This is a genomic window from Microbacterium sp. CFH 31415 (genome assembly GCF_022538185.1).
Classification (GTDB): Bacteria; Actinomycetota; Actinomycetes; order Actinomycetales; family Microbacteriaceae; genus Microbacterium.
This window is the reverse complement of the sequence record NZ_JAKYXC010000010.1, coordinates 206,945-232,589: the sequence shown is the minus strand read 5'-3', so window position 1 is coordinate 232,589 and position 25,645 is coordinate 206,945. Positions and strand designations below refer to the sequence as shown.

21 protein-coding genes are annotated in these 25,645 nt (G+C 71.4%); 12 read left to right on the top strand and 9 right to left on the bottom strand.

Going from position 1 to position 25,645, the window contains the following annotated elements; genetic code table 11:
* Window positions 1-14: 14 nt before the first annotated feature.
* On the top strand, window positions 15-1,259 hold the full coding sequence (gene rlmN / locus MK786_RS13015) for a 23S rRNA (adenine(2503)-C(2))-methyltransferase RlmN (protein ID WP_241112670.1): 1,245 nt from the start codon (window positions 15-17) through the stop codon (window positions 1,257-1,259).
* On the opposite strand, the gene MK786_RS13010 is transcribed toward rlmN, so the two are convergent.
* Complete coding sequence (locus tag MK786_RS13010) at window positions 1,240-7,962, bottom strand: hypothetical protein (protein WP_241112669.1); 6,723 nt, start codon at window positions 7,960-7,962, stop codon at window positions 1,240-1,242. The two genes, rlmN and MK786_RS13010, sit on opposite strands and share 20 nt — an antisense overlap.
* 171 nt (window positions 7,963-8,133) lie before the next feature.
* Between MK786_RS13010 and MK786_RS13005 the strand changes: the two genes are divergently transcribed.
* Together MK786_RS13005 and MK786_RS13000 are read left to right on the top strand one after the other, a co-directional pair.
* The gene (locus tag MK786_RS13005; protein WP_241112668.1) at window positions 8,134-9,147 is read left to right on the top strand and encodes an aldo/keto reductase family protein; all 1,014 of its coding nucleotides are present in this window, start codon (window positions 8,134-8,136) and stop codon (window positions 9,145-9,147) included.
* 9 nt (window positions 9,148-9,156) lie between these two features.
* Window positions 9,157-9,630 (top strand): NUDIX domain-containing protein, encoded by a 474-nt coding sequence (locus MK786_RS13000; protein ID WP_241112667.1) that lies wholly within the window; start codon window positions 9,157-9,159, stop codon window positions 9,628-9,630.
* Between the two features lie 42 nt (window positions 9,631-9,672).
* Here MK786_RS13000 and MK786_RS12995 read toward each other — a convergent pair whose 3' ends face one another.
* The 4 genes from MK786_RS12995 to MK786_RS12980 are packed head-to-tail and all read right to left on the bottom strand — an operon-like array spanning window position 9,673 to window position 13,269.
* Window positions 9,673-10,203, bottom strand: coding sequence for a ribonuclease H (locus MK786_RS12995; RefSeq protein WP_241112666.1), 531 nt, complete (start codon window positions 10,201-10,203; stop codon window positions 9,673-9,675).
* Between the two features lie 10 nt (window positions 10,204-10,213).
* Entirely contained in the window at window positions 10,214-10,696 is a 483-nt protein-coding gene (locus MK786_RS12990) for a GbsR/MarR family transcriptional regulator (protein ID WP_241112665.1), read from the bottom strand.
* 9 nt (window positions 10,697-10,705) lie between these two features.
* The gene (locus MK786_RS12985; RefSeq protein WP_241112664.1) at window positions 10,706-12,325 is read right to left on the bottom strand and encodes an ABC transporter permease; all 1,620 of its coding nucleotides are present in this window, start codon (window positions 12,323-12,325) and stop codon (window positions 10,706-10,708) included.
* The gene (locus tag MK786_RS12980; protein WP_241112663.1) at window positions 12,322-13,269 is read right to left on the bottom strand and encodes an ABC transporter ATP-binding protein; all 948 of its coding nucleotides are present in this window, start codon (window positions 13,267-13,269) and stop codon (window positions 12,322-12,324) included. The genes MK786_RS12985 and MK786_RS12980 overlap by 4 nt, the downstream gene beginning before the upstream one ends.
* A 163-nt stretch (window positions 13,270-13,432) precedes the next feature.
* On the opposite strand from MK786_RS12980, the gene MK786_RS12975 reads away from it, so the two are divergent.
* The 8 genes from MK786_RS12975 to MK786_RS12940 all read left to right on the top strand — a co-directional run bounded on the left by MK786_RS12975 (window position 13,433) and on the right by MK786_RS12940 (window position 20,765).
* Window positions 13,433-14,071 (top strand): GntR family transcriptional regulator, encoded by a 639-nt coding sequence (locus tag MK786_RS12975; protein WP_241112662.1) that lies wholly within the window; start codon window positions 13,433-13,435, stop codon window positions 14,069-14,071.
* Complete coding sequence (locus MK786_RS12970) at window positions 14,068-15,594, top strand: MmgE/PrpD family protein (protein WP_241112661.1); 1,527 nt, start codon at window positions 14,068-14,070, stop codon at window positions 15,592-15,594. Before MK786_RS12975 ends, MK786_RS12970 begins: the two co-directional genes overlap by 4 nt.
* Window positions 15,594-16,493 (top strand): methylisocitrate lyase, encoded by a 900-nt coding sequence (prpB, locus tag MK786_RS12965; RefSeq protein WP_241112660.1) that lies wholly within the window; start codon window positions 15,594-15,596, stop codon window positions 16,491-16,493. The genes MK786_RS12970 and prpB overlap by 1 nt, the downstream gene beginning before the upstream one ends.
* A 23-nt stretch (window positions 16,494-16,516) precedes the next feature.
* Window positions 16,517-17,707: a bifunctional 2-methylcitrate synthase/citrate synthase gene (locus MK786_RS12960; protein WP_241112659.1), complete on the top strand. Its 1,191-nt coding sequence runs from the start codon at window positions 16,517-16,519 to the stop codon at window positions 17,705-17,707.
* 4 nt (window positions 17,708-17,711) lie between these two features.
* Complete coding sequence (locus tag MK786_RS12955; RefSeq protein ID WP_241112658.1) at window positions 17,712-18,167, top strand: hotdog fold thioesterase; 456 nt, start codon at window positions 17,712-17,714, stop codon at window positions 18,165-18,167.
* Window positions 18,168-18,256: 89 nt separating this feature from the next.
* A complete protein-coding gene (locus MK786_RS12950) occupies window positions 18,257-19,441 on the top strand; it encodes a thiolase family protein (protein WP_241112657.1) in 1,185 nt (394 codons plus the stop codon).
* A gap of 83 nt (window positions 19,442-19,524) precedes the next feature.
* The gene (locus MK786_RS12945; RefSeq protein ID WP_241112656.1) at window positions 19,525-20,298 is read left to right on the top strand and encodes a hypothetical protein; all 774 of its coding nucleotides are present in this window, start codon (window positions 19,525-19,527) and stop codon (window positions 20,296-20,298) included.
* Window positions 20,283-20,765, top strand: coding sequence for a nuclear transport factor 2 family protein (locus MK786_RS12940; protein ID WP_241112655.1), 483 nt, complete (start codon window positions 20,283-20,285; stop codon window positions 20,763-20,765). The genes MK786_RS12945 and MK786_RS12940 overlap by 16 nt, the downstream gene beginning before the upstream one ends.
* Before the next feature lie 6 nt (window positions 20,766-20,771).
* Here MK786_RS12940 and MK786_RS12935 read toward each other — a convergent pair whose 3' ends face one another.
* Both MK786_RS12935 and MK786_RS12930 read right to left on the bottom strand, forming a co-directional pair.
* Window positions 20,772-21,944: an NADH:flavin oxidoreductase/NADH oxidase gene (locus MK786_RS12935; RefSeq protein ID WP_241112654.1), complete on the bottom strand. Its 1,173-nt coding sequence runs from the start codon at window positions 21,942-21,944 to the stop codon at window positions 20,772-20,774.
* Window positions 21,941-23,353: an MFS transporter gene (locus tag MK786_RS12930; protein WP_241112653.1), complete on the bottom strand. Its 1,413-nt coding sequence runs from the start codon at window positions 23,351-23,353 to the stop codon at window positions 21,941-21,943. Before MK786_RS12930 ends, MK786_RS12935 begins: the two co-directional genes overlap by 4 nt.
* Window positions 23,354-23,421: 68 nt before the next feature.
* Between MK786_RS12930 and MK786_RS12925 the strand changes: the two genes are divergently transcribed.
* Window positions 23,422-24,432 (top strand): MBL fold metallo-hydrolase, encoded by a 1,011-nt coding sequence (locus MK786_RS12925; protein WP_241112652.1) that lies wholly within the window; start codon window positions 23,422-23,424, stop codon window positions 24,430-24,432.
* Here the strand turns inward: MK786_RS12925 and MK786_RS12920 are convergent.
* Entirely contained in the window at window positions 24,423-24,848 is a 426-nt protein-coding gene (locus tag MK786_RS12920; RefSeq protein ID WP_241112651.1) for a thioesterase family protein, read from the bottom strand. The two genes, MK786_RS12925 and MK786_RS12920, sit on opposite strands and share 10 nt — an antisense overlap.
* On the bottom strand, window positions 24,845-25,585 hold the full coding sequence (locus MK786_RS12915) for an SDR family NAD(P)-dependent oxidoreductase (protein ID WP_241112650.1): 741 nt from the start codon (window positions 25,583-25,585) through the stop codon (window positions 24,845-24,847). Before MK786_RS12915 ends, MK786_RS12920 begins: the two co-directional genes overlap by 4 nt.
* Window positions 25,586-25,645: the final 60 nt, after the last annotated feature.

Below are 25,645 nucleotides of genomic sequence, written 5' to 3'. Positions count from 1 at the left end.
CCTACCCTCGGATCATGACCACTGAGCCTCCCGTGCGCACCACGAAGCCCCGTCAGGTGCGTCCTGCCACGGAGGGCTGGTCGCAGAAGAAGGACGCCGAAGGGCGGCCGCTCCTGCAGTTCGCGAGCCCGAAGCGCGGCAAGCCCCCCGTCCACCTCGCCGACCTGACCCCCGAGCAGCGCGTCGAGAAGGTGAAGGAGCTCGGGATGCCGGGCTTCCGCGCGAAGCAGCTCGAGAAGCACTACTTCACGCACTTCACCCACGACCCCGCCGACATGACCGACCTCCCGGCGGAGGGGCGCGAGGAGTTCGTGCACGGCATGCTCCCGCCGCTGCTCACCGAGGTGCGCCGGCTCGAGACCGACCGCGGCGACACGATCAAGTTCCTGTGGAAGCTGCACGACGGTGCCCTCGTCGAGTCGGTGCTCATGCGCTATCCCGGCCGCATCACGCTGTGCGTCTCATCCCAGGCAGGCTGCGGCATGAACTGCCCCTTCTGCGCCACCGGGCAGGCGGGTCTCACGCGCAACATGTCGGCTGCCGAGATCGTCGAGCAGATCGTTCGCGCGAACCGCGTGATCGCCGACGGGCAGCTGGGCGGGAAGAAGCGCGACGACCACTCCGCCGAGCGAGTGTCGAACATCGTCTTCATGGGCATGGGCGAGCCCCTGGCCAACTACGCCCGCGTGATGCAGGCGGTGCGCGTGATGACCGACAAGGCCCACGGGCTGGGGATGAGTGCCCGTGGCGTGACGGTCTCGACCGTCGGCCTGGTGCCGGCGATCACGAAGCTCGCGAACGAGGACATCCCCGTGACGTTCGCGCTGTCGCTCCACGCGCCGGACGACAAGCTGCGCGATGAGCTCATCCCGGTGAACTCGCGGTGGAAGGTCGACGAGGCGCTCGACGCCGCACGGGCGTACTTCGACAGGACCGGGCGCCGCGTCTCGATCGAGTACGCGCTCATCAAGGACATGAACGATCACGCCTGGCGCGCCGACCTCCTCGCCGAGAAGCTCAACGCGCGCGGCCGGGGCTGGGTGCACGTGAACCCGATCCCGCTGAACCCGACGCCCGGCTCCATCTGGACGGCCTCCGAGATCCCAGTGCAGAACGAGTTCGTGCGCCGCCTCAACGACGCCGGCATCCCCACCACGCTCCGCGACACCCGCGGTAAGGAGATCGACGGCGCGTGCGGCCAGCTGGTCGCGACCGAGGACGACCAGGCGGTCGCCGCCGTCACTCCGCTCGAGGACTAGGACCGACGCCCACGGCGGGCGGCCGGCCGCCGCCGCCCGGCGCCGGTGCCCCGATCGATCCCGCCGGCCCGATCACGGTGTACGCGACGGTGGTCACCGCGCTGTTGCCGGCGACATCGGTGGCACGGCAGGTCAGTCTCTTCACGCCCTCGGTGGCCGTGACCGGCTGATCGCACGACTGCACGGCGATGCCCGAACCGGTGTCGATCGCTGCCGGCACGGCCGTCGCGGTGCCGCCGACGGCGACGGGATCAGGAGTGACGGACGGCGAGAGCGACGGGGCCGTCGCATCGCGCCGCACCGTGATGCCCGCGGTCGCCTGGCGCCCCTGGACATCGCTGATGGTGCGCTCGACCCGCGTGCTGTCGGTGTCGGCGGAGACGGTGAACGGCACCGGACACGACACGCCCGTGCCCGTGCACGTGAACGACACGACGACGTCGTCCGATGCCCACGATCCGTCGTCGTAGATGTCGCCCGCCGATGTCGCCCAGGCGGCGATCGTCGGAAGCGCGAGCTCGTCTCCGACGACGATCTCGGCGGATGCGGCGTGTCCGTCCGTCTCGCCGTCGTTCGGGACGACTTCGACGCGGATCACGTCGCCCGGGCGCGTGACTCCGTCGAGCGAGAGCATCGCGACCTCAGCGCCGTCGAGCAGCACACCGTTGCGCAGCCAGCGGTACGACAGGGTGACGACGTCGCCGCCGTCGGGATCGGCGCCGGCCGCCTCCGCCGTCAGCAGGCTGCCTGGTGTGATGCCCTCGCGATCGAGGGAGACCGATGCCGTCGGAGCCGAGTTGCGCGACTGCACCGTCAGGGCGAAACCGGCGGGCTCGCCGCAGTCCTGGCCGCCGCTGCAGGCCGTCACCGAGACCTGGAACGTGCCCGGGGTGTCGGCGATGAGGTCGACGACGGCGTGCATCGCGCCGTCGGCAGCCGTCGCGACGGTCACGGGACCCGCCGCGAGCTCCCGTCCGCCGGCGTCGAGGAGGAGATACGACCCGGTGACGACGGCTCCGGGTGCGGCCTCCGTGATGGGGATGCTGCGCACCACGCGGTCTCCGGCGTTCACGGTCAGCGGACCGCCGGGCGCGCCGAGCACGGGCCCGGCGGCGCCGGCGACCTGGATGCGCCCGCGCGCACTGTCGGTCGCGACGTTGCCGGAGGCGTCAACGGCCTGCGCGATCCAGCGGTAGGGGCCCGAGACCGAGACGGGGATGTCGCCGCGCCAGATGCCGTCGGTGTCGAGCTCGAGCTCGACGGCCTCCCAGTCGCGCGTGGCGTCGTCCGCCGGGGCGTCGGCCTCCTGCACGAGGAGCACCACGCGGGCCACTTCGCCGCCCGCGTCCTGCGCGGCGATGGCGACCTCGCCGTCGCGGTGCTGCGTCCAGCGGATCATGGGCGGCACGACGTCGCCGTCGTCGGGACCGTAGAGGATCTCGAGACCCATCGACGGGAAGGTCTCGATCCGGCCGAGACCGCCCGTGGCCGACTGGACGTTGGCGGGTGCCGTGACCAGAAGGCTGACGGGGCCGCTCGGCGTCTCCTGCCGCGAGATCGAGGTGAAGGAGGAGGGGAAGGCGAGACCGTCCTTCACGACCGGCGCCCGCTCGATCCCGATGCCGGGGTCGCCGATCGCGGGGCGCACCGTGCCGGTCCACGAGGAGGTGAGGCTCGTGATCAGGGCGCCGCGCGGGATCCTGCCTGCCTCGTCGGATGACGGGATCTGCGTGACGAGTCTCGGCAGCAGCGGCTGGCCGGGAACGGCGATCGGCTGCTCGTCGCCCACGGTGACGTAGGTGAGCTGTGCGCCGGTGAGGTCCTCCCTGGTCACGGTGGCGAAGGACGGCGTCAGCGTCAGCGGGGCCGACGAGAGCCCGGACCGCCCGTCGGCGATCCGGAGCTCGGGCGCCGCGGGGAGGGGTGCTTCCTTCGTCGAATCCTCGAAGGTGTACATCGGCATGCCGTAGTACACGGCCTGCATCAGGACCTTCTCGTCGTACCCGGAGTACAGGCCCAGCGCACCGGCGTACGCCTGCTTGGCGTAGGCGAGCGCACCGCCGGACGAGACCGGCCCCCGGGCGCTCTGCACGCCGATCCAGTCGGCGTAGAGGCCGAGCAGACGCTCGCTGAACGCGGTCGCAGCGCCGTTCGCGAGGCCGAATCCGGTGTTGCCGACGAAGCCGCCCGCCGGCGAGAACACGTCCGCCCAGTCGGTGACGTCGCCGTAGTAGGCGGCCGGGAGGTTGTTGCCCGCGTGTCCGCCGATCATGAAGACGACCGCGCCGTCGAGCGGGCTCGTCGGCGCGCGCGGATCGAAGACCTCCTCCGCGCGCGGGACGGCCGGAGGAGCGTGATCGCCGGCGTCGATGACGGCGGAGTCGTCGACCGCCCCGGTCGCGGCGTCCTCGACGCCGGCCACCAGGCGCCGCTCGTCGGAATGCGCGTTGAGCGACACGATCCGCGGCGCGTCCGCGCCGCGGGGGAAGAGACGGGACTCGGCGTCCTGCCTGGACCACGGCTGCTCCAGCGACTCGTCGCCGCCGAGCCGCCAGGCGAGCTTCTCGCTGACCAGCTGCGGAAGCTCCGCCCACGCGCCGTAGGCGCCGGTGAGAGCCGAGTCGCCCGCGAGGACCCCATCGGCATAGCGGAATCGGTCGAGCTGGCCGCGGATCTGGTCGGCAGTGTCGACCAGACGGCCGACGGCGACGGTCGGCACGTAGAGATGGCCGCCGAAGGACGGGTAGGCATCGGCGAGGCCGTACGGGTCGTCGGTGAGGATCACGCCCGCCGCGGCCGCGGCGGACAGCGGCGTGGCGCACGGGTCGACCTCGCCCGGCCGGAGCCCGGCAGGGCAGGGGGTGCCGTCCGGCTGCGCGGGGAGCCTGAGCTCGGCGGCGTGGCTCGCCTCGGTGAACTGCGCGGCATGCTGGGGGACGGGCGCGAAGGGCACGATGTCGTCGCCGCCCACGATGACGATCGACTCGATCTGCTCGGCGGCGGGGCCGACCGCCGCGGTGACGAACGCGGTGATCGCGGCGGTCAGGGAGCGCCGGGCGCTCAGCGAGCACGGCTCCTGGTCGAGTGCCGCGCGGGCAGCCACGACGGCGGGATCGGTGTCGATCGAGAGGATCGCACCGGAGATCGTGGCGTCGCCCACCGTGCCCGTGCCGTCGAGGGCCCGGATCGCCGCGATGACCTCGTCGGTCGCCTGCAGGCCGTGGGTCAGCCGGAAGCGCGTCGTGTCGATGAGGTAGAGCGTGTTCGTGGCCGCGCCGACCGGGTCGCTGACGACGAACGGCCACGGGTCGTCGGGGTTCTGAGGCTCGACGTCGAGGGGCGCCAGCCAGGGCGCGCAGCGCTGCTCCGGCGGCTCCGGGAGGTAGGTCGCGCGGAGGGAGTAGAGCTGCGAGCCGGCGAGTCCGTTCCCGCTCGTCACCCGCACGAGCCAGTCCGCCTCGCCCTCGGTGAAGGCGGAGGATGCCTGAACCGTCACCGTGCCGTCTCCGCCGACCGTCGCCTGGTCGAGGAGCACGTGGCCGGGTACGGCCGTACCGGTGTCCGCTCCCGACTCGGCGGGGGCCGCGGCATCCCTCTCCTCCTGCTCGGTGACGGCGGTGCCGGGCGCGACGCCCAGGCTGGGCAGGCCGAGCGGCGACAGCGTCTGCGCGGGCTTGAGGAGCGCGAGCGAGATCCCACCGTCTGCGGCGTGCGACGACACCACGAGGCGCTGCCCCGGCTTCGGCGGCTCGACGGAGAACCAGTCCTCGTCGTCGGCCGGGGCGGTAAGCTGTCGCCCCTCGTCGTCGGACTCGATCGACGCGGGCGAGATCCACTCGTAGCGGAGAACCCCCTCGGCCAGCGTCTGCGGGATGGCCTGCCACTGGCCGTCCGGCGTGCGGTTGTGGTCGGCGACGTCGTAGTACTCCGGCGCGGCGGTGAGGAGGATCTCGTCGTCCGCGCGCAGGTCGGCGCTGGTCAGTTCGGCGCGGGAGCTCCACGCACCGGGCTGCCGGCTCGCCGTGTACTCGAGCGACAGCGACCGCACGGTGCCGCCCGCCGTGTCGGGCAGCGGGAACCGCACCAGCGATCCCTCGGCCTGCACCGGACCGTCGTAGACCTGGTCGCCGTCCGGCGTGAAGCGGGGGCCCGAGCCGGTCGCCCGCACGAGCGAGAGGCGCGACGACGCCGGCAACGTGACCGATGCGGTGGGCGCGGGGAAGAGGGTTGCCTCCCCCGGACCGGGATCGAACGTGAACTGGAACTGTGCGACGCGTCCGCACCGGCCGCCTTCGTCGCAGTCCTGATCGGCGGTCTGCTGGACCGCCGCGCCGGCAGGGATGACCGTCGGGTCGATCTGCTCCCACGGATAGGCGGCACGGTCGATGAGCGAGAACAGCGCCGTGCCGACGGTGACAGAGTCGGGCGCACCCGCCGCCAGGTCGGCGAGCGTCGCCGAGGGGCGCAGGGCGCCGGCGTTTTCGGCGAGCGTCCCCGACCGGCTTCCGCCGAACAGCACCGTCTGCGCGGCTGTGCTCAGCGAGTCGACCTCGACCGCCCCGAGCGGTGTGCCGGCCAGGAACAGCCCCGGCTGGCGGCCGGAGGCAGCCAGCGTGATGTCGTCGAGCATCGTGGCGTCGAGGGGCAGCTGGTTCAGGGGGACTGCATCGACACCCGTCCGGCTGAGATCGAGCCCCGCGGCGTCGAGCTCCGCCAGGTAGGTCGTGTCGTCGGCGGTGACGCCGAGTCCCTGTGCGTCGGCGAGCGCCTGCCAGCGCTCGAGGGGCGAGCCGGAGCCGGCCACCTCGACCTCGGGGAGCGGCGCTGCGCCGAGGAGCAGCGACCCGACCGAGAGCGCGTCGATGCCCGAGCCGTCGAGGTCGACGTCACCGAGCGACAGGCTCCGGATCAGGGTCGCGGCTTCCGCCGCGCCACCCGACGACCGACCGGGGCGCGCCCTGTCCGCCCAGCCGAGAACCTCGGCGAGCGTCACGCTCTGCGTGAGCCGGCCGGCGAACGGGGTGGCGGCGAGCACCTGCTGCCAGCCGCCGGGGATGTCGGGGCGCTGGAGCGGCACCCGGTGGAGCGCCAGCCGGTCGATCGGCACCCGGCGGAGCGTGGCATCGTCGGCCTGCTGGCGATAGATCGGCGAATCGCCGTCCAGCAGGCGGTGGACCGGCAGCCGGTGGATCGGCAGCGCCGTGAGCGGGAGACGGGAGACGGGCAGCCGCTGGATCGGCACGTCCGCAAGCGCCCCGGCGTACGCGGCGACCGCCGACACCGGGATCTCGGAGATCGCCACACTCGTGACGTAGCCGGGGACGGTCAGCCCGCCCATCGTGTTCGACACCCAGAGACCGTCATGGGTCCGGCGGTCCACGGCGGTGACCGAGGTCTCCGCCGAGGTCATGTCGCTCGGCCCGCCGAACGCGACCGTGCGGCCCGACGCCGACAGCGTCGGTGCATCGCCGACGCCGAGCTCGGTGGCGTCGTCGTGGTCGCCCGCGCACGGCATCTCCCCCGCGCGGGCCTCCTCCCACGCCGGCTCGGCCACGCGCACCACCGGGTCGGCGAGCGGCTCGGACCGGCCGGCGTCCGGCTGCGTGGTCGCCCATGCCACGGTCGACCCGTCGGCCGAGATCGCCGGAGCCCAGACGCTGCCGACGCCGCGCTCCACCTCGATCCTGCCGATGCCGACCGCGAAGGGGGTTCCGGCGGCGTCGAGCGTCACGCCGGCGACGACGGCGTCGCCCTGGCAATCGTCGACGACCACCGCGTAGGCGCTGCCGGTCGCGTCGACCGCGCCATGGTGGGCGCCTGCGGCAAGGATGCGCGTCTCGGCTTCGGCGCCACGGCGGGTGCGGAACACCGAGGCGACGTCGCCGGACGTTCCGGATGCTCCGGTCGGGTCGGCGAGGAAGGCGGTGAACGCGATCCACGCGCCATCGCCGCTGATCGCCGGCTGGGCCGTGCCCCCCGGCACGCTGCGCGAGCCCAGCAGGCGGGTCACGGCGACGTCGCCGAGCGTTCCGTCTCCGTTGCTGTCGAGGTCGGCGACGAAGACGTCGGGAGCGCCGTTGGTGTCGCCCGGTGTCAGATTCGTGGCGGTGGACGTGAAGACCAGGTGGCGGCCGTCGTCGCTCAGGTCGGGCTCGTACGCGGCCCCGTTCGGTTCGGGGCCCGCGTCGACGCGGAACGTGGTTCCCGCGCTCATGTCGCGCACGTAGACGGCGGCGAGGCCCGGGGTGGCGCCTTCCGGCACGAGGTTCGTCGCCTGACTGACGAACGCGACGTACCGGCCGTCGGCGCTCGCCACGGGGTCGTCGCTCACGTCGTTCGCCGGCTCGTCGGGGAGCGAGCCGTCGGGACGGCTCACGAGGCGCGGCCGGCCCGAGAAGGGGTCACCGGAGCCGCGTTTGGCCGTCGCGAGGAAGATGTTCCGCGTCGCGACCTGAGTGCCCTCGACCAGGCCGCCGGCGTCGGACGCGTAGGCGACCCTCTGACCGTCGGGCGTGATGTAGGGCGCTCCCGACGACCCCTCATCCGTGCGCGACACCAGGTAGACGTCGGCCTCCGGGGGAGGGGAGGGGACTGCCGACGCCGGAGACGGCAGGCTCACGAGTCCGGCCGCGACGACGGTCGCCGCAGCTGCGAGGCCCACGGCCCTGCGGATGCGGCGTCGCGGCGACGGGACGACGGTCATGACGGCTCTGACTCATGCGCGGACCGAGGGTCGTCGCGTCGCGCGAGGCGACGTGACCGGTGACGTCGGTGACACCGAGTCCGCCGAGGACAGTATCCGCTTTCCCGCTGTGAACCGCACGGGGGTGGCACAGGCGGCCCCGCAGCATCCCCCCGCCGATAGCGTTGTCTGATGGTCAACTATCGGTATCTCGGCAACAGCGGTCTCAAGGTCTCGGAGATCACCTACGGCAACTGGGTGACGCACGGATCGCAGGTCGACGACACGGCGGCGATCGAGACGGTGCACGCGGCGCTGGATGCCGGCATCACGACGTTCGACACCGCCGACGTGTACGCCAACACCGCCGCCGAGACCGTGCTCGGCAAGGCGCTCGCCGGCCGCCGGCGCGAGTCGCTCGAGATCTTCACGAAGGTGTACTTCCCGACCGGACCCCGTGGCGCCAACGACACCGGACTGAGCCGCAAGCACATCATGGAGTCCATCAACGGATCGCTCGCGCGCCTCGGTACCGACTACGTCGACCTCTACCAGGCGCACCGCTTCGACTACGAGACGCCGCTCGAGGAGACGTTCCAGGCGTTCGCCGACATCGTCCGCCAGGGGAAGGCGCTGTACATCGGCGTCTCGGAGTGGACGGCCGAGCAGCTTCGCGAGGGGCACGCCCTGGCGAAGGGACTCGGCATCCAGCTCATCTCCAACCAGCCCCAGTACTCGATGCTGTGGCGCGTGATCGAGGGCAAGGTCGTGCCGGCGTCGCAGGAGCTCGGCATCTCGCAGATCGTCTGGTCGCCGATGGCGCAGGGCGTGCTGTCGGGCAAGTACCTGCCCGGTCAGCCGGTGCCCGCGGGCTCGCGGGCCACCGACGAGAAGAGCGGCGCGCAGTTCATCAAGGACTTCCTGCGCGATGAGGTGCTCGAGGCGGTGCAGCGGCTCACGCCCATCGCCGAGCAGGCGGGGCTCACGATGCCGCAGCTCGCGATCGCGTGGGTGCTGCAGAACAAGAACGTCGCTTCGGCCCTGGTCGGCGCCTCGCGCCCGGAGCAGCTCGCCGACACAGTGAAGGCCTCGGGCGTCGTGCTCGACGCCGACACGATGGCCGCGATCGACACCGCGCTCGCCGGCGCCGTCTACGACGATCCCGAAGACACCTACGGCGTTTCGCCCAAGACGCGCATCGTCTAGCCTCGCCGCATGACGACCAGCGCCGGCATCCTCCTCTACCGGCTCGGTCCCGAACCCGAGGTGCTCATCGCGCACATGGGCGGACCGTACTGGGCCTCGAAGGACGCCGGCGCCTGGTCGATCCCGAAGGGCGAGTTCCGCGAAGGGGACGAGCCGGCGCTCGACGCAGCGCAGCGCGAGTTCCGCGAGGAACTCGGCATCGACGCGCCGGGCGGCCCGTACGCCGAGCTCGGCACCTTCGTCTACTCGTCGGGTAAGCGCGTCACGGTGTTCATCGCCGACGGCGCAGCCCTCTCGCTCGACGGGCTGGAGTTCGGCGAGTTCGAGCTCGAGTGGCCGCCGAGGTCGGGTCGGACGGCGTCCTTCCCCGAAGTGGACAGGGTGGAGTGGATGCCGCTTCCCGCTGCACGCGAGAAGCTCGTGAAGGGCCAGCGGCCCGCCCTCGACGCACTCGAGTCGCACCTCGCGGAGGCCGGGGTCTGAACCCGGTCGTCGGGCGAACGGAGCGAGACGGAACGGGTTGGTTCAGCGCCCGTTCTTGGGCGCGACCGAGACGTCGATCGGATCCTGTGCGCCGAGCGACGACCAGGCGCTCTCGACTCCCTTGGCCGCGTGCTCGGATGCGCGCACGGCGCGCTCGTCGGCCCAGGCGTTGAGCACGTGGCCGGAGTGCCCGCGCACGTGCTCGAGCACGACGTCGGGAAGGCCGGCGGCGCGACGGGCGTCGCGCACGGCGATGAGCTGCTCGAGCAGGTCGACGTTCTTCGTGGGCGCGCCGGTCGAGGTCTTCCAGCCGCGGCGGCGGTGCCCGTCCATCCACTTCGTGTAGGTGTCGATGGCGTATCTCGAGTCGGCCTGCACCACGAGGTTCTCGACGTCAGGGTGGTCCTCGATGGCCTTGAGCAGGCCCAACAGCTCGCCGATGTTGTTGGTGCCGACCGGGATGGACCCCGCTGCCCACTGGCCGTCCTCGCCGACCCACGCCCAGCCCGCCGGTCCGGGGTTGCCCTTGCAGGCGCCGTCGGTGGCAACGATGTAGCGGGGGGAGTCGGTCACTCGGGCAAGGCTACCCGGGCTCGGGGTCCGCTCCGCGCTGGGCCCGCCACTCGTCCGCGAGCCGCGGCATCCGCTCCGCCAGATATCGCAGGAAGTCGGCGACGTCCCGCGCCCGCGCGACGGACTGCGGTGCATCGGCGTTCTCGTCGGCGATCGCGTCCATCTGCGCGGCCAGCCCCGCGTACAGCGGCGAGTTCGCGGTGATCATCCCGGCCCACGCGTCGTCGACGAGGTCGTAGCGGTCGCGGCGGTCGCCGGGGCGGGGCAGGCGCTGGATGAGCCGCATCCCGACCAGGTAGCGCACGGCTCCCGACACCGCGGCGGCCGAGACCCCCAGGCGCTCGGCCAGCTCGGCGGCGGTGTACCCCTCGTCCGGCGAGCCGACGAGGGCCATCATCACCCGCGCCGGCATGCGTGCCATGCCTGCGGCGGCGAGCATCGCGGCCGCCTGCTCGGCCGCCTCGACGCCCGGATGCCCTCTGTCCTCGCCCATCGATCGAACCTACCCGCCCGCTGCGAGCTCGCGGCGGCGCATGAGGGCGAGGGATGCCGCGACTCCGGCACCGACGACCGCGATGAGCCACCAGACGCCCTGCACATCGACGTCGTCGCCCTGCACCACCGGGGCGACCGCGATGGGCGACAGATTCGTGACCCACTCGGGGAAGCCGAAGATCGGGCCGAACAGGCCGAGCGTCATTCCGACCACGACGAGCATCCAGCCGATCGGGATGGTGAGCCGGGGGAGGAGCACGAACACCAGGGCGGTGAGGGCGAGGAACACGGATGCCGCGGCGACCTGACCTGCCGCCGTGACGAGCACCGTCTTCACGAGGTGCTCGTCGGAGCCGCGGCTCGCCAGGCCGAGCAGCGACCCCGCGGCCCCGGCGGCGACCACCGCCAGGAGGCCCGCGAGGGCGAGCGCGAGGTAGCCGGTGAGCCACCGCACCCGCCCGACGCCGGTCGCGAGCACCGGCTCGGCCGTGCCGTGCGACTCCTCCTGCCGGGCGCGGCACACCGTCTGCACGGCCGCACAGGCGGCCAGGATGCCGAGCATCGTGAAGAAGGTGGTGATGGTCGCCTGCTCGAGGTCTCCGCCGCCCGAGATCTGGTCGAGGATCTGCCCGATCGCGGGGTTCTGGGCGCCGATCTCCCCGACGACGCTCGCCAGCGTGGTCGCGAGGATCCCGGTGAGGAGCCCGCCGACCGCCCATCCGAGGAGGCTTCCGCGGGTGAGGCGCCACACCAGCCCGGCGGGGCCTGACAGCGAAGCCGGCGCCGTGGTGCGACCCTGCCGCTCGGCGATGAAGCTGCCCCCGAGATCGCGCGCGGCCGTGAGGGCGATCGCCACCCCGGCGAGCACCACCCCCAGGCCGAGGCAGAGGGCGAGCGGCCACCACGCGTCCTCGTCGAACGCGCGAGTGTTCTCGGCCCAGCCGAAGGGCGACAGCCAGGTGAGCCCGGAACTCTCCATCCGGGTGAGGTCGTCGCTCGGGGTTCCGAGCGCGTTGCCGATGCCGCACATCACGAACGTGACGAGCAGCGTCCACACCGCCACGGAGTTGGCGCCGCGCGAGGTGCGCATCAGCTGGGCGGCGAACAGGCCGATCCCGAGGAAGGCCACGCCGACGGACCCTGCCGCCGCGCCGACGAGCAGCGACCCGCCCGGATCGCTGCCGGTCGCGAGGAAGGCGGCCGTGGTGAGGGCGGCGAGCAGCACGTTCGCCAGGAGGCCGTGCAGCGCCGTCGCGACGATCGGCGCGGTGCGGCCCGCAGGGGTCGCGGCGATGAGCTCGGCGCGACCCGGCTCCTCCTCTCCGCGCGTGTGGCGCACGGCGAGGAACGTGCTCATGAAGGCGGCGAGCATCGCCAGCCACGGGAGGATGAGGAACACCATCACGGAGCTCTGACCGACACCGGACGGGAGGCCGCGGAAGAGCAGGATCACGGGGTTGGCGAGAGCCGTCGCGATGAGGGCTGAGCGCTCCTGCTCCGTGCCGAACGACTCCCCGACGCCGGTGTACGCAAGATAGGCGAGGCCGGCCGTGCCGACGATCCAGAGCGTCAGCTGCCGCCAGTCGCGGCGGATGCGCTGCCCGAGAAGGATGCCGACGCTGCTCACCGGCGAACGCTCCGCAGCGCTGGACGCCCGTTGCCCTCGAGCTCGGCGATGTCATCGCCGTAATGGCGGAGGAAGAGTTCCTCGAGAGAAGGGGGCGCGACACGCAGGCCCGTGACGCCCTGGCTTCCCAGGGCCGGGAGGAGGGCGGCCACGTGGTCGGAATCGACGGTGAACCGCACGCGCCCGTCCTCGGCGACCGCGTCGTGCGCCCCGGGGAGGGCGGCCGCGGCCGCGGCATCCGCTCCCTCGAACGACACCTCCGTGCGCGTCAGATGACGGAGGTCGGAGAGGGTGCCCGACTCGATGACGCGCCCGTCGCGGATGATCGAGACCCGATCGCACAGCTGCTCGACCTCCGACAGGATGTGGCTCGACAGGAGCACCGTTGCGCCCGCTGCGCGCACGCGTGCGACCTCGCGCCGGAACATCACGTCCATCAGCGGGTCGAGCCCGCTCGTGGGCTCGTCGAAGATGTACAGCTCGGCGGGGACGGCGAAGGCGGCGATGAGGGCGACCTTCTGGCGATTGCCCTTCGAATAGGCGCGGCCCTTCTTGCGCGGGTCGAACTGGAACGCCTCCATGAGGCGAGCCTTCTCGCGGGCGAATGCGCCGCCGCGTCGCGACGCTCCGCGGAGCCGCACGAGCAGGTCGACGGCCTCGCCGCCGGAGAGGTTCGGCCAGACGCTCACGTCTCCGGGGATGTAGGCGACCCGTCGATGGATCGCGACCGCGTCGTTCCACGGGTGGAGACCGAATACGGATGCCTCGCCGGAGGTCGCGCGCGCGAGCCCCAGGAGGATGCGGATCGTGGTGGACTTGCCCGCGCCGTTCGGGCCGAGGAAGCCGTGGACCTGGCCGGGCGCGACCTCGAGGTCGAGCCCGTCGAGGGCGTGGACGCGGCCGTAGTGCTTGGCGAGGCCGCTGGTGCGGATGACGGTGGTCATGCCGGTCACGCTACGCCGATTTCAGGAATTTGTGAATACTGGTCCATGCGCAAGGCGATGCACGGCTCTATGTATACGAATGGGGCATGGATGCGGCATCCGCTGGCTCTTCAGTCGGCTTATGTATACACTAGGTCGCGTTGTGAATGAGGAGGTGCGAACGATGCGGGCAAGTGACCGGGCGTACGCGACGCTCCTCGACGAGATTCAGAACGGTGCTCTGCCCCCCGGGGCTGTGCTCGGCGAGGTCGAGCAGGCCGCTCGTCTCGGGGTCAGCCGCACACCTCTGCGTGAAGCGCTCGGGCGGCTCGCGGCCGACGGGCTCGTCGCGCAGCAGTCGCCGCGCGTCACCGTCGTCACACCGATCGACGCCGGCGACATCCGCGAGATCTTCGAGGTGCGCCGCGCGCTGGAGGAGTCCGCCGCCCGGCTCGCCGCCGAGCGCGGGGATGCCGCTGCTTTCGCCGACCTCGCCGACGAGTTCGCGCGCACGGACGTCGCCGGCGCCGCCGGACCCGACGCGTACTACGCCCTCATCGCCCGGTTCGACCGCCGCCTCGACGAGTCGGTCGCCAACGAATACCTCACTGCCGCGCTCAAGACGGTGCGCACCCATCTCGTGCGGGTGCGGCGCCTCGCGCGCGACAACCCCGACCGGCTCGCGGTCTCGGCCGCCGAGCACCGCCTGATCGCCTCGGCGATCGCCGCGCGCGACGCCGACCTGGCCGCGCACGCCACGCACGTGCATCTGCACAACGCGCTCACGAACATCCTCGAGTCACTGAAGTTAGGACGATCATGACCGTCACCCACCACCTCCGAGTCCACCGCAGCGATGAGAACCTCGCGCGCGAGGGACAGCTTGCCTGGCACATCGCCGCGATCGCCGCCGACCCCGTCGAGGTCGAGCCCGACGTCGTCGACATGATCATCAACCGCGTCATCGACAACGCCGCCGTGGCCGCGGCATCCCTCACCCGCGCTCCCGTCAGCGCGGCTCGTCAGCAGGCGCTCGACCACGCGGTGTCGGTCGGCGGCAACGGCGCGACCGTGTTCGGCTGCGCTCTCGACCGCCGCACCAGCCCGGAGTGGGCGGCGTGGGCGAACGGCGTCGCCGTGCGCGAGCTCGACTACCACGACACCTTCCTGGCGGCCGACTACTCGCACCCCGGCGACAACATCCCGCCGATCCTCGCGGTCGCCCAGCACGTCGGCGCCGACGGCGCGGCGCTGGTGCGCGGCCTTGCGACCGGCTACGAGATCCAGATCGACCTCGTGCGCGCGATCTGCCTCCACAAGCACAAGATCGACCACGTCGCCCACCTCGGCCCCTCGGCCGCGGCCGGCATCGGCACGCTCCTCGGCCTCGACGTCGAGACGATCTACCAGGCCGTCGGCCAGGCGCTGCACACCACCACCGCCACGCGCCAGTCGCGCAAGGGCGAGATCTCGACCTGGAAGGCCCACGCCCCCGCCTTCGCCGGGAAGATGGCGGTCGAGGCCGTCGACCGCGCGATGCGCGGCGAGACCTCGCCCAGCCCGATCTACGAAGGCGAGGACGGCGTCGTCGCGTGGATGCTCGACGGACCCGACGCCTCGTACGACGTGCCGCTGCCCGCCCCCGGCGAGCCGAAGCGCGGCATCCTCGACTCGTACACGAAGGAGCACTCGGCCGAGTACCAGGCGCAGGCGTGGATCGACCTGGCGCGCAAGCTCCACGGCGAGCACCCCGAGCTGATCGATCCGGCGAACGTCGAGTCGATCGTGCTGCACACCTCGCACCACACCCACTACGTCATCGGCTCGGGCGCGAACGACCCGCAGAAGTACGACCCGAAGGCGTCGCGCGAGACGCTCGACCACTCGATCCCGTACATCTTCGCTGTCGCGCTGCAGGACGGCGGCTGGCACCATGTCGACTCGTACGCCCCCGAGCGCGCGGGCCGCGAGGACACCGTCGCGCTGTGGCACAAGATCACGACCGCCGAGGACGCGGAGTGGACGCGCCGCTACCACTCGGAGGACCCGAACGAGAAGGCGTTCGGCGGTCGCGTCGAGATCCGCCTGACGAGCGGCGAGACGATCGAGGACGAGATCGCCGTCGCCGACGCGCACCCGCTCGGTGCGCGCCCGTTCGCCCGTGCGGACTACATCCGCAAGTTCCGCATCCTGGCCGAGCCGGTGCTCTCCGCCGAGGAGATCGACCGGTTCCTCGACCTCGCCGAGCGCCTGCCCGAGCTCACGCCGGAAGAGGTGCAGCAGCTCTCGATCGTCGCCGAGTTCGGCGTGCTCGCTGCGGCACCCGCGCCCAAGGGCCTGTTCTGATGCTGTACTCCGGCGTGACGGCCGCCGAGAAGCGGCGCCTGCTCCGCGAGCGGCTCGCCTCGGGTGAGCTGCTCCGGTTCCCCGGCGCATTCAACCCGCTCAGCGCGCGCCTCATCGAGCGCAAGGGCTTCGAGGGCGTCTACATCTCGGGTGCCGTGCTGTCCGCCGATCTCGGACTGCCCGACATCGGGCTCACGACCCTCACCGAGGTGGCCGGCCGGGGGCAGCAGATCGCGCGCATGACCGACCTGCCGGCGATCATCGACGCCGACACCGGCTTCGGCGAGCCCATGAACGTCGCCCGCACGATCCAGACGCTCGAAGACGCCGGGCTCGCCGGAACGCATATCGAGGACCAGATCAACCCGAAGCGCTGCGGCCACCTCGACGGCAAGTCCGTCGTCGACGAGGACACCGCCGTCAAGCGCATCCGGGCCGCCGTCGACGCGCGTCGCGACCCGAACTTCCTGATCATGGCGCGCACCGACATCCGCGCGGTCGATGGGATGGATGCCGCGATCGACCGCGCGAAGGCGCTGGTGGATGCCGGCGCCGATGCCATCTTCCCGGAGGCCATGCGCGACCTGGGCGAGTTCGAGGCGATGCGGGCCGCGCTGGACGTGCCGATCCTCGCGAACATGACCGAGTTCGGCAAGAGCGACCTCTTTTCGACCGAGCAGCTGCGCAGTGCCGGCGTCAACATCGTGATCTGGCCCGTCTCGCTGCTGCGGATCGCGATGGGTGCGGCATCCCGCGCTCTCGATACGCTCTCAGGCGAGGGGCACCTGACCTCGAAGCTCGGCGAGATGCAGCACCGCGCCGATCTGTACGACCTGATCGACTACGAGCAGTACAACCACTTCGACCAGGACGTCTTCAACTTCCAGATCCAGCGCTGAGTCACTGACCCGAAGGAGCAGTCATGACCGAACCCGACATCAAGAAGGGCCTTGCCGGTGTCGTCGTCGACTACACGGCGGTCTCGAAGGTCAACCCTGAGACGAACTCGCTGTTGTACCGGGGATACCCCGTGCAGGAGCTCGCCTCCACCCAGCCGTTCGAGGCGGTCGCGTATCTGCTCTGGCACGGCGAGCTGCCGACCGAGGTCGAGCTCGCGCACCTGCGCGCCACCGAGCGGTCCTACCGCGCGCTGCCGCCGGACGTGCGCGCCGCCATCGACCTGGTCCCCGTCGACGCCCACCCTATGGACGAAGTGCGCACCGCCGTGAGCCTGATCGGCGCGCGCGACATGGCGGGCATCGGCTCGGTGCTCGACGCCAGCGGCAGCGCCGACGACAACCTCGCGCGCAGCATCCGTCTGTTCGCCGTCCTCCCGGCGATCGTCGCATACGGCCAGCGCCGCCGCCGTGGTCAGCAGCCGATCGCCCCGCGCAACGACCTCGACTACGCGGCCAACTTCCTGTGGATGACGTTCGGCGAAGAAGCTGACGAGGTCGTCGTCGATGCGTTCAACCGGTCGATGATCCTTTACGCTGAGCACTCCTTCAACGCCTCGACGTTCACCGCCCGCGTGGTCACGTCGACCCTGAGCGACCTGTACTCGGCCGTCGTCGGTGCGATCGGCGCGCTCAAGGGTCCGCTGCACGGCGGCGCCAACGAGGCCGTCCTGCACATCTTCGACGAGATCGGCACGGCCGAGAAGGTGGGGCCGTGGCTCGACGAGGCGCTCGCGGAGAAGCGCAAGATCATGGGCTTCGGGCACCGCGTCTACAAGAAGGGCGACTCGCGCGTGCCGACGATGAAGAAGGCGCTCGACACGCTCGTCGAGCACTACGACCGGCCCGATGTCGCCGCGCTCTACGACACCCTCGAGTCGGAGTTCGTCAGCCGCAAGGGCATCTACCCGAACCTCGACTACCCGTCGGGTCCGGCCTACAACCTCATGGGCTTCGACACGCTGACGTTCACGCCGCTCTTCGTGGCGGCGCGGGTGACCGGCTGGACCGCGCACATCATGGAGCAGGCCGCATCCAACGCGCTCATTCGCCCGCTGTCCGCGTACAACGGCCCCGACGAGCGCCACATCGAGGGCTACGTGCCCGACGAGGCGGAGCTCGCCGCCGCCGAGCGCCAAGAGGAAGCCGCGGGGTGACGCCGTGAGCCTGTGGTTCGGCGACGTCTCGGGGATCGACCTCACGGCGATGGCCACGGGCACGCTCATCGAGAACCTCGGCATCGAGATCGTCGAGGTCCGCGACGACGCGCTGGTGGGACGGATGCCGGTGGACCGGCGCTCCGTCCAGCCGGCGGGCGTCCTGCACGGCGGCGCGTCGGTCGCCCTGGCCGAGACGCTCGCATCGTGGGCGGGCTACCTGGCGGTGGACCGTGAGCGGTTCCACGTCGTCGGCCAGGAGATCAATGCCAACCACATCCGTCCGGTTTTCGCCGGGTGGGTGACCGCGACGGCGACGCCCGCCGCGATCGGCCGCCGGTCGCAGGTGTGGGAGGTGCGCATCGTCGACGACGCGGGGCGGCTGGCCTGCATCTCGCGCTGCACGCTCGCCGTGATCGAGCAGCGCTCGACCTATGGAACGCCGGGGGAGCGGGGCTGAGGGTGAGCGGCGGCATCCATTCGACTCACTCCGTCGCGCGCGGACCGCGCGGCTACTGCAAGAGCCTGGACTGAAGGAGAACTGCCCGTATGACTCGTGAGAAGGTCGCCATCGTCGCCGGTGCCCGCACCCCGGTGGGCAGCTTCGGCGGAGTGTTCCGTGACACTCCCGCCCACGAGCTCGGCGCTGCCGCCGTGGTGGAGGCACTGCGCCGGGCGGGACTCGGCGCGGACCAGGTCGACGAGGTCGTGATGGGCTGCATCGGCCAGGTGGCCGGTGACGCCTACAACGCGCGCCGAGTCGCCTTGGCGGCCGGGATGCCGGTGCGCACGCCCGCCCTCACGGTCAACCGACTCTGCGGGTCGGGACTGCAGGCGATCTGGTCGGGCGCACAGGAGCTGCTGTGGGGTGGCGCCGACGTCATCGTCGCCGGCGGCGACGAGAACATGACGCGGATGCCCTTCTACGACTTCAACGCCCGCTTCAACGACAGGCTCGGCGACCGCACCTTGGTCGACGGGACGGTGGCGATGCTGACCGATCCGTTCTCGGGCACGCATATGGGCGTGACCGCCGAGAACGTCGCGGCGAAGTACGGCGTCTCGCGGGCCGAGCAGGACGAGTTCGCCGTGGAGAGCCAGCGACGGGCTGCGACGGATGCCGCGAGGGCCGCGTTCGCGGAGGAGATCGTGACGGTGACGACGTCCGGCCGCAAGCCGGTCGAGGTCTCCGTCGACGAGCACCCGAAGCCGGGGACGACGCTCGAGACACTCGCGGGGCTGCGTCCGGCGTTCCAGAAGGACGGGTCGGTCACCGCAGGCAACGCATCGGGGATCAACGACGGCGCCGGGGCTACCGTGCTCATGCGCGAGGCCGACGTGCGCGCGCAGGGGCTGCCCGCACTGGCGACGATCGAGGCAGTGGCGACCGCTGGCAACGAGCCCGAGTTCATGGGCTACGCCCCGGTGTACGCGCTCGAGCGGCTGTGGGCGCAGACGGGTCTCACGGCGGCCGACGTCGATGTGATCGAGCTGAACGAGGCGTTCGCTGCCCAGGCGGTCGCCGTGATCCGCGATGCGGGACTGGACCCCGCGCGCGTCAATCCGTACGGCGGCGCGATTGCGCTCGGGCATGCCGTCGGTGCGACGGGCGCGATCCTCACCGTTCGCGCCGCGCTGGACCTGCAGCGCCGCGACCTCGAGTACGCCGTGGTGACGATGTGCATCGGCGGCGGCCAGGCGCTGGCGGCGCTGATCCGGCGCTGGGAGGCGTAAGGCGAGGGCGCACGAGTGCGCGGTGTGCGAATGACCTGCTAGCGTAACCAAGCAAGCGCTTTGTTACTCAATGGGGAGTCGCCATGTTCGCAGACCTCGCATTCTTCTCGTTCGTGGAGCTCACGGACCCGACGGTCCACCGTGCCTACAACGAGTGGCACCAGCTGGATCACCGGCCCGAGAACCTCGCCCTCCCGGGCGTCGCCTGGGGTGACCGGTGGGCGCGGCGTGACGGCCTGAAGGATCACGGGTCGGCGTCCGCGGAGTTCGCCGGCGTCGACTACGTCGCGATGTACTGGTTCCGGCAGCCGGTCGACGAGAGCGTGAGGGCCTGGACCAGGTTGGGAGAGGACTCGTTCCAGTGGGGGCGCGGCCCCATCATCCCCGGCGTCAGCCGTCCGTTCCTCGGCTTCTTCCGGCCGGTGGCGGGCCATGCGGCGCCGCGCATCGGCGTAGGTGCCGAGGTGCTGCCGTTCAGGCCCAACCGCGGCATCCACTTCACGATGAGCCGCTACGCGGATCACCACGGCCTGGCCGCCCACGAGCGGTTCCGGTGGGAGGACCGCGAGCTCATTCCGGAGCTGCTGCGCCTGGACGGCGTCGCCGGCGCGTGGACTTTTTCCTTCGCGTTCCCCCAGCAGCACTCGTCGCTGCCCCTCGCGGGCGACGACACCATCGTCCCGCAGTCGCTGCGCATCCGGCTCGCCTACCTCGACGGCGACCCCCTGGAGGCGTCATCCGAGATCGCGCGGACGACGCAACAGCTGGATGCCGCGGCCGACCCGGAGGCCTCCACGGCAGAGGAAGTGCTGATGTCCGGTCCGCTCACAACGATCAACCCATGGCAGGACTGGTGAGCGTGGGCGAGGAGCGGATGGCCGACCTCGAGGCGCGCCTGCGCGCGGTGGAGGATCGCCTGGCGATAATCGACCTCGTCTCGCGCTACGGTCCGGCGGTCGACTCCCTCGACGGCCAGTCGCTCGCCGAGCTGTGGGCGGAGGACGGGGCATACGCATTCGACTCCGTGACGCTCGAGGGGCAGGAGGTCGCACAGCTGGTCGACCTGCCCGGCCATCGCGCCTACGTCGAGGCGGGATGCGGACACATTCTCACGAGCCCACGGGTTGAGATCGACGGCGACTCGGCGGTCGCCGTCAACCACTCGATGCTGGTTCTGCGCAGCGGTGAGAGCTGGCGCGTAGAGCGGCTGTCCGCCAACCGCTGGGAGCTCGAGCGCGGCCACGGCGGCTGGCGGGTGCGCCGCCGCACGAACGCGCTCCTCGACGGTAGCCGCGGCGTGCCGCGCCTGTTCGACCGCCGCTGACCCCGGTCAGCGGCCGAACCGGGCGAGCGGGCCTTCTCCCCGTTCGACGAGCCGCTGGAGGCTGCCCAGTCTCGGAACGATCGCGCTGCCGAACCGCGGGTGCCAGTGTGCGGCTTCCTCGGCATCGAGCCGGCGTCGCGCGTGCTGCGGCCAGTTGGGGTCGTCGAGCATCTCGCGACCGAGCAGCAGGAGATCTGTGTCACCGTTCTCGACCAGCATGGCGGCCTGCTCCGCGTCCACGATGTATCCGGTCGTCGCCACCGGGCCGGCCCCGGCCTCCCGGACGGAGCGCGAGAAGTCGGCGTGATACCCGAACGTGCGCCGAACACGGAGGTCACGGGAGCGGTCGGTGGAGAGCCCGCCGGACGACGCATCCACGAGGTCCACGCCCTCCGCGCGCAGACGGTGCGCGAATGCGACCGTCTCCTCGATCCGGCGGCCTCCCTCCGGGCCGTCGATCGACGACACCCGGTACAGGAGCGCGCGGTCGCCGATCTCGGCCCGCACCGCCCGAACGACCTCGAGCGGGTACCGGAGGCGGCGCTCGTCGTCGCCTCCCCACTCGTCGTCGCGCAGGTTGGACAGGGGCGAGACGAACTGGTGCAGCAGATACCCATGCGCGCCGTGCAGCTCGACGACGTCGAAGCCCGCCTCGACCGCACGCCGCGCGGCCGCCGCCCATTCGTCGATCGAAGTGCGGATCTCGGCTGCGGTCAGCGCTCTCGGGCGCGGCCATCCCGGGCCGGGCTCCACCGCCGAGGGAGCGACTGTCTGCCAGGGCGGCGATCCGGCCGCGGCATCAGTCTCGTCCAGCGGGGCGCCCGCGCGCCATGGTTCGCGCACCGAAGCGCGTCGACCAGCGTGCGCGAGCTGGATGCCGGGGACTGTGCCCTCCGCCCGGAGCGCATCGGCGATCCGCCGGAGGGGTGCAATGTGCGAGTCCGCCCACAGCCCGAGGTCGTGGTGCGAGATGCGTCCGCGCGGCTCGATCGCGGTCGCCTCGACCAGCACGAGGCCCGCGCCGCCCATGGCGAAGCGCCCAAGATGGATGAGATGCATGTCCGCCGCATGGCCATTGGTTGCTCCGTACATGCACATCGGCGAGACGCCGATGCGATTCGGAAGAGTGACGCCGCTCAGCGTGAGCGGCTGGAACAGTGCGGCTGACTTCGGGCTCATGCGAGTACTGCTGCTTCCTGGGCGAGTCGAGGCGGGCGGGGGAGGAAGAATGCGATCGCCGTGCCGACCGCAGTCGCCGCCGCCGTCACTGCGAACGCGACGGCGAGGCCGTCGCCTGAGATGAATTCAGGGCTGCCCGGCCACGGCATCGAGGCGATGACCATCGCGAAGAGCGAGCTCGTCACCGCGCCCGACAGCGAACGCACCAGCGAATTGAGTCCGTTGGCGGCGGCGAGCTCGTCGCGCGGCACGGCATCGCTGATGAGGGTCGGCATCGCCGCGAAGGCGAACGCGGTGCCGATCCCCACGAGGAACGCTCCCAGGACGACCGCGACGACTCCGTCGTGCACGAGCAGGCGGAAGACGAAAGCCAGCGTGATGATCGCCGAGCCGAGCATCAGGGTCTCCCGGCCGCCGCGGCGCCGCAGCATTCGCGCGGCGACCGGTGTCAGCCCCACCATTGCGAGAGCCGAGGGCAGCATTGTGAGGCCGCCCAGAATCGTGGGGAGCCCGAGCCCGGCGCCGCTCTCGATCGGCGCCCGCGCCTCATGCGTGGTGAGCAGGTGGTTGGCGAACATGCCGAATGTGACGAACAACGCGGCGACGTTGGTCAGTAGGACCTGGCGGCGGAGCGAGGTTCGCAGATCGACGATCGGCGACGGGCTGCGCAGCTGGAGAGGGATCCACGCGGCGATCGCCACCACGAAGACGAGGGCGCATCCGAGGATCGGGGGGCTGGTCCAGCCCCACACGAAGCCCTTCGAGATCGCGAGGAGCAGGGCCGTCAGTCCGGCCGACAGCAGCAGGGCGCCGGTCAGGTCGAACCGCTCACGCTCGAGGACAGGAGACTCGGGGACTATCCGCCAGACGAGCGGGACGAAGAGAGCAGCGGCTCCCGCGGAGAAAAAGAAGATGGCGGCGAGCCCGCCGACCGAGCCCAGCACGCCGGAGAGGGGCAGCCCTAGAGCCGAGCCGATGCCGACGGTGCCGCTCATGAGGGCGATGCCGCCCACCGCACGGTCGCGGCTCATCGAATCGCGCATCAGGCTGATGCCGATGGGCACGATCGAGGCGGAGAACCCCTGCAGCGCGCGGCCGACGAGCACCGTGGGGAACGTCATTCCGACGGCGGCGAGGGCGGAGCCGGCTGCCAGCAGGGCCAGGCAGATGAGGAGCAGCCGCCGGCGGCCGTACATGTCCGCCATCCGGGTGACGATGGGAGTGCCGACGGTCCCCGCGAGCAAGGTGATCGTCACGACCCAGGAGGCGTCGTTCGCGCTGACTCCGAGAGCAGCGGGCACGTCGGGGAGTGCCGGGACCATGAGGGTGAACTGCAGCGACGACAGCATGCCGCTCAGTGCGAGGACGGCGATCGTGGCGCGTTCGCGGCGTCCGGGTTCGGAGGTCACAGGACGCACTCCTGACGCTTCTCGAGGACATGCCGCTCATTGGAGCAAGCGCTTGGTATGGTACCGGGGTGGCACCAGCACAGGCATTCCGCCCACGGCCGGCCCCGGCGCGTGTGCGCGACGGGGTATGGGCGATCGCCTCGCCGATCCCGGGCGGGCCTCCGCCTTACACGCTCACCTACGTGCTCGAGGGATCCGACGGCATCCGCATCGTGGATCCGGGCTGGTCGGGTGAGGCGAATCTGCGGGCACTCCGATCGTCCCTCGCGGACATCGGGTTCGCGCTCCACGATGTGCGGGCCGTCGTCGCGACGCACCACCACCCCGATCACCTCGGGATCGCGCCGAGGCTGCGGGAGCTCAGCGGCGCGCGCATCATCATGTCGGCGGACGAGCGCACGGTGCTCGCGCACCAGGTGCGGCCCGAGCGCCGCGACCCCCGCCTGTACCGGCTCCAACTCGAGGCATGGGGAGTGCCGGACGACCGCCAGGGCGACATGATCCGCTCCTTCACCGACGGTCCGCCGCTGATCCTCGACGTGGAGCCCGACGCCGTCGTCGGTGACGGCGACGAGCTGGACTGGCCGGGCCACTCCCTCCGTGTGGTGATGACGCCCGGCCACACCGACGGACACCTGTGCCTCGTCGACGCGGACCGCGCTGTCGTGTACACCGGCGATCACGTGCTCCCGGGCATCAACTCGGGCATCGGCCTCGGTACCCTCGGGCGCAGCAATCCGCTCGCGGACTACCTCGCCTCGCTCGAGCGCCTCGCCCCCTACGACGACTGGCTGATCCTGCCTGGCCACGAGCAGCCGTTCGAGGGATTGCGTGCCCGACGGGCCGTGCTCACCGCACATCACCTGCGCCGCACGGCGGAGGTGATGCGACTGCTGCCCGAGCTGGGTGAGGCCACCGTGTGGGAGTACGCCTCCCGCCTGCCGTGGACCGCGGGCTGGAGCGGCCTGCGCGGCTTCGGACTGCACTCGGCGCTCCTGCAGACCGAACGGCACCTCGTCCTCGTGCGCGAAGGGCACGCCGAGGACCTGCTGGGTCGAGTGGCGGATGCTCAGGGCTGACTCCACGCCTCCAGCCGCTCCCGCAGGTCGGCTGGAATCCGCACCGTCGACTGCTCGGGCGACACGGTCACGACGGTGTTGGCGGCACGCGCCACCACGACGTCATCGTCGACGCGCGTCATCGTGAACTCGAAGCGGAACGAGCTCGCACCGATGCGTCCGAGCCGCAGGTCGATTCTGGTGACGTCGAACAGCTGTGCGGCGGCGAGATACTCGCATTCGGTCGCGCGAGAGACCGTCCACCACCCGAAGCGCTCCTTGAGGGTGTCCTGCCGCAGGCCCTGAAGGAAGAGGAACTCGCTCTGGAGGGCCTCCATCTTGGGGAACCAGGCGGCGTAGTAGAGGATGCCGGCCGGATCGGTGTCAGCGTAGCTCAGGCGGACGGTGTGCGAGTGGAGGATGGGTGAGGCGGTCACTGGGTCGTCGTCCATCCGCCGTCCACGGGCAGGAGCACGCCGTTGATGTAGGACGCGGCGGGTGACAGCAGGAACAGCGTCGCCAGAGCGATGTCGTCGGCCGAGGCCATGCGGTGCAGCGGGATCCGGTCCAGGATGCGCCGGCCCATGTCGCTCGCCGCGAACTGCTCGAGGCGCGGCGTGAGGGTCATGCCGGGCGCCACCGCGTTGCTGCGGAACTCATGGGCGCGATGGGCCGAGAGGTGGCGCACGTAGCCGGCGAGGGCGGCCTTGGATGCGGAATACCAATCGCTCTCGGTTCCCACGAGGTTGCCCGCGACGGAGGAGGTTACGACCATCGCTGCGCCCTCGCCGGGTCCCGTCGCGGCCCAGGCCTCCGTCATACGTCGCACGCTGCCGATCGACATGACGATCGCCTCGTCGAACGCGAGCGGCACGCTCGACGGCGGTCCGGCGTTGTTGTGCAGCAGGCTGATCGGGCCGAGTTCGGAGGTGGCCTCCGCGATGCCCCGGCGTACGTCCTCCTCATCCGCGACATCGGCGACCACCGAATGCGACCGCGCGCCGATCGCGTCGAGCTCGGCGACCGTGCGGCCGAGCCCGTCGGGATTGATGTCCCACACGCTGCACGCGACTCCCATGCGCGCGGCGTGCAGCGCGGTCGCCTTTCCGATGCCGCTCCCCGCCCCCGTGATGAGCAGGGCGGTTCCCGCGGGGAAGCCGAAGTCGATGGCCATGGCACTCCTTTGTGGCTCAACCAAGCATTTGCTTGTGCAATGCTAGCGCCTTCGGCTCCC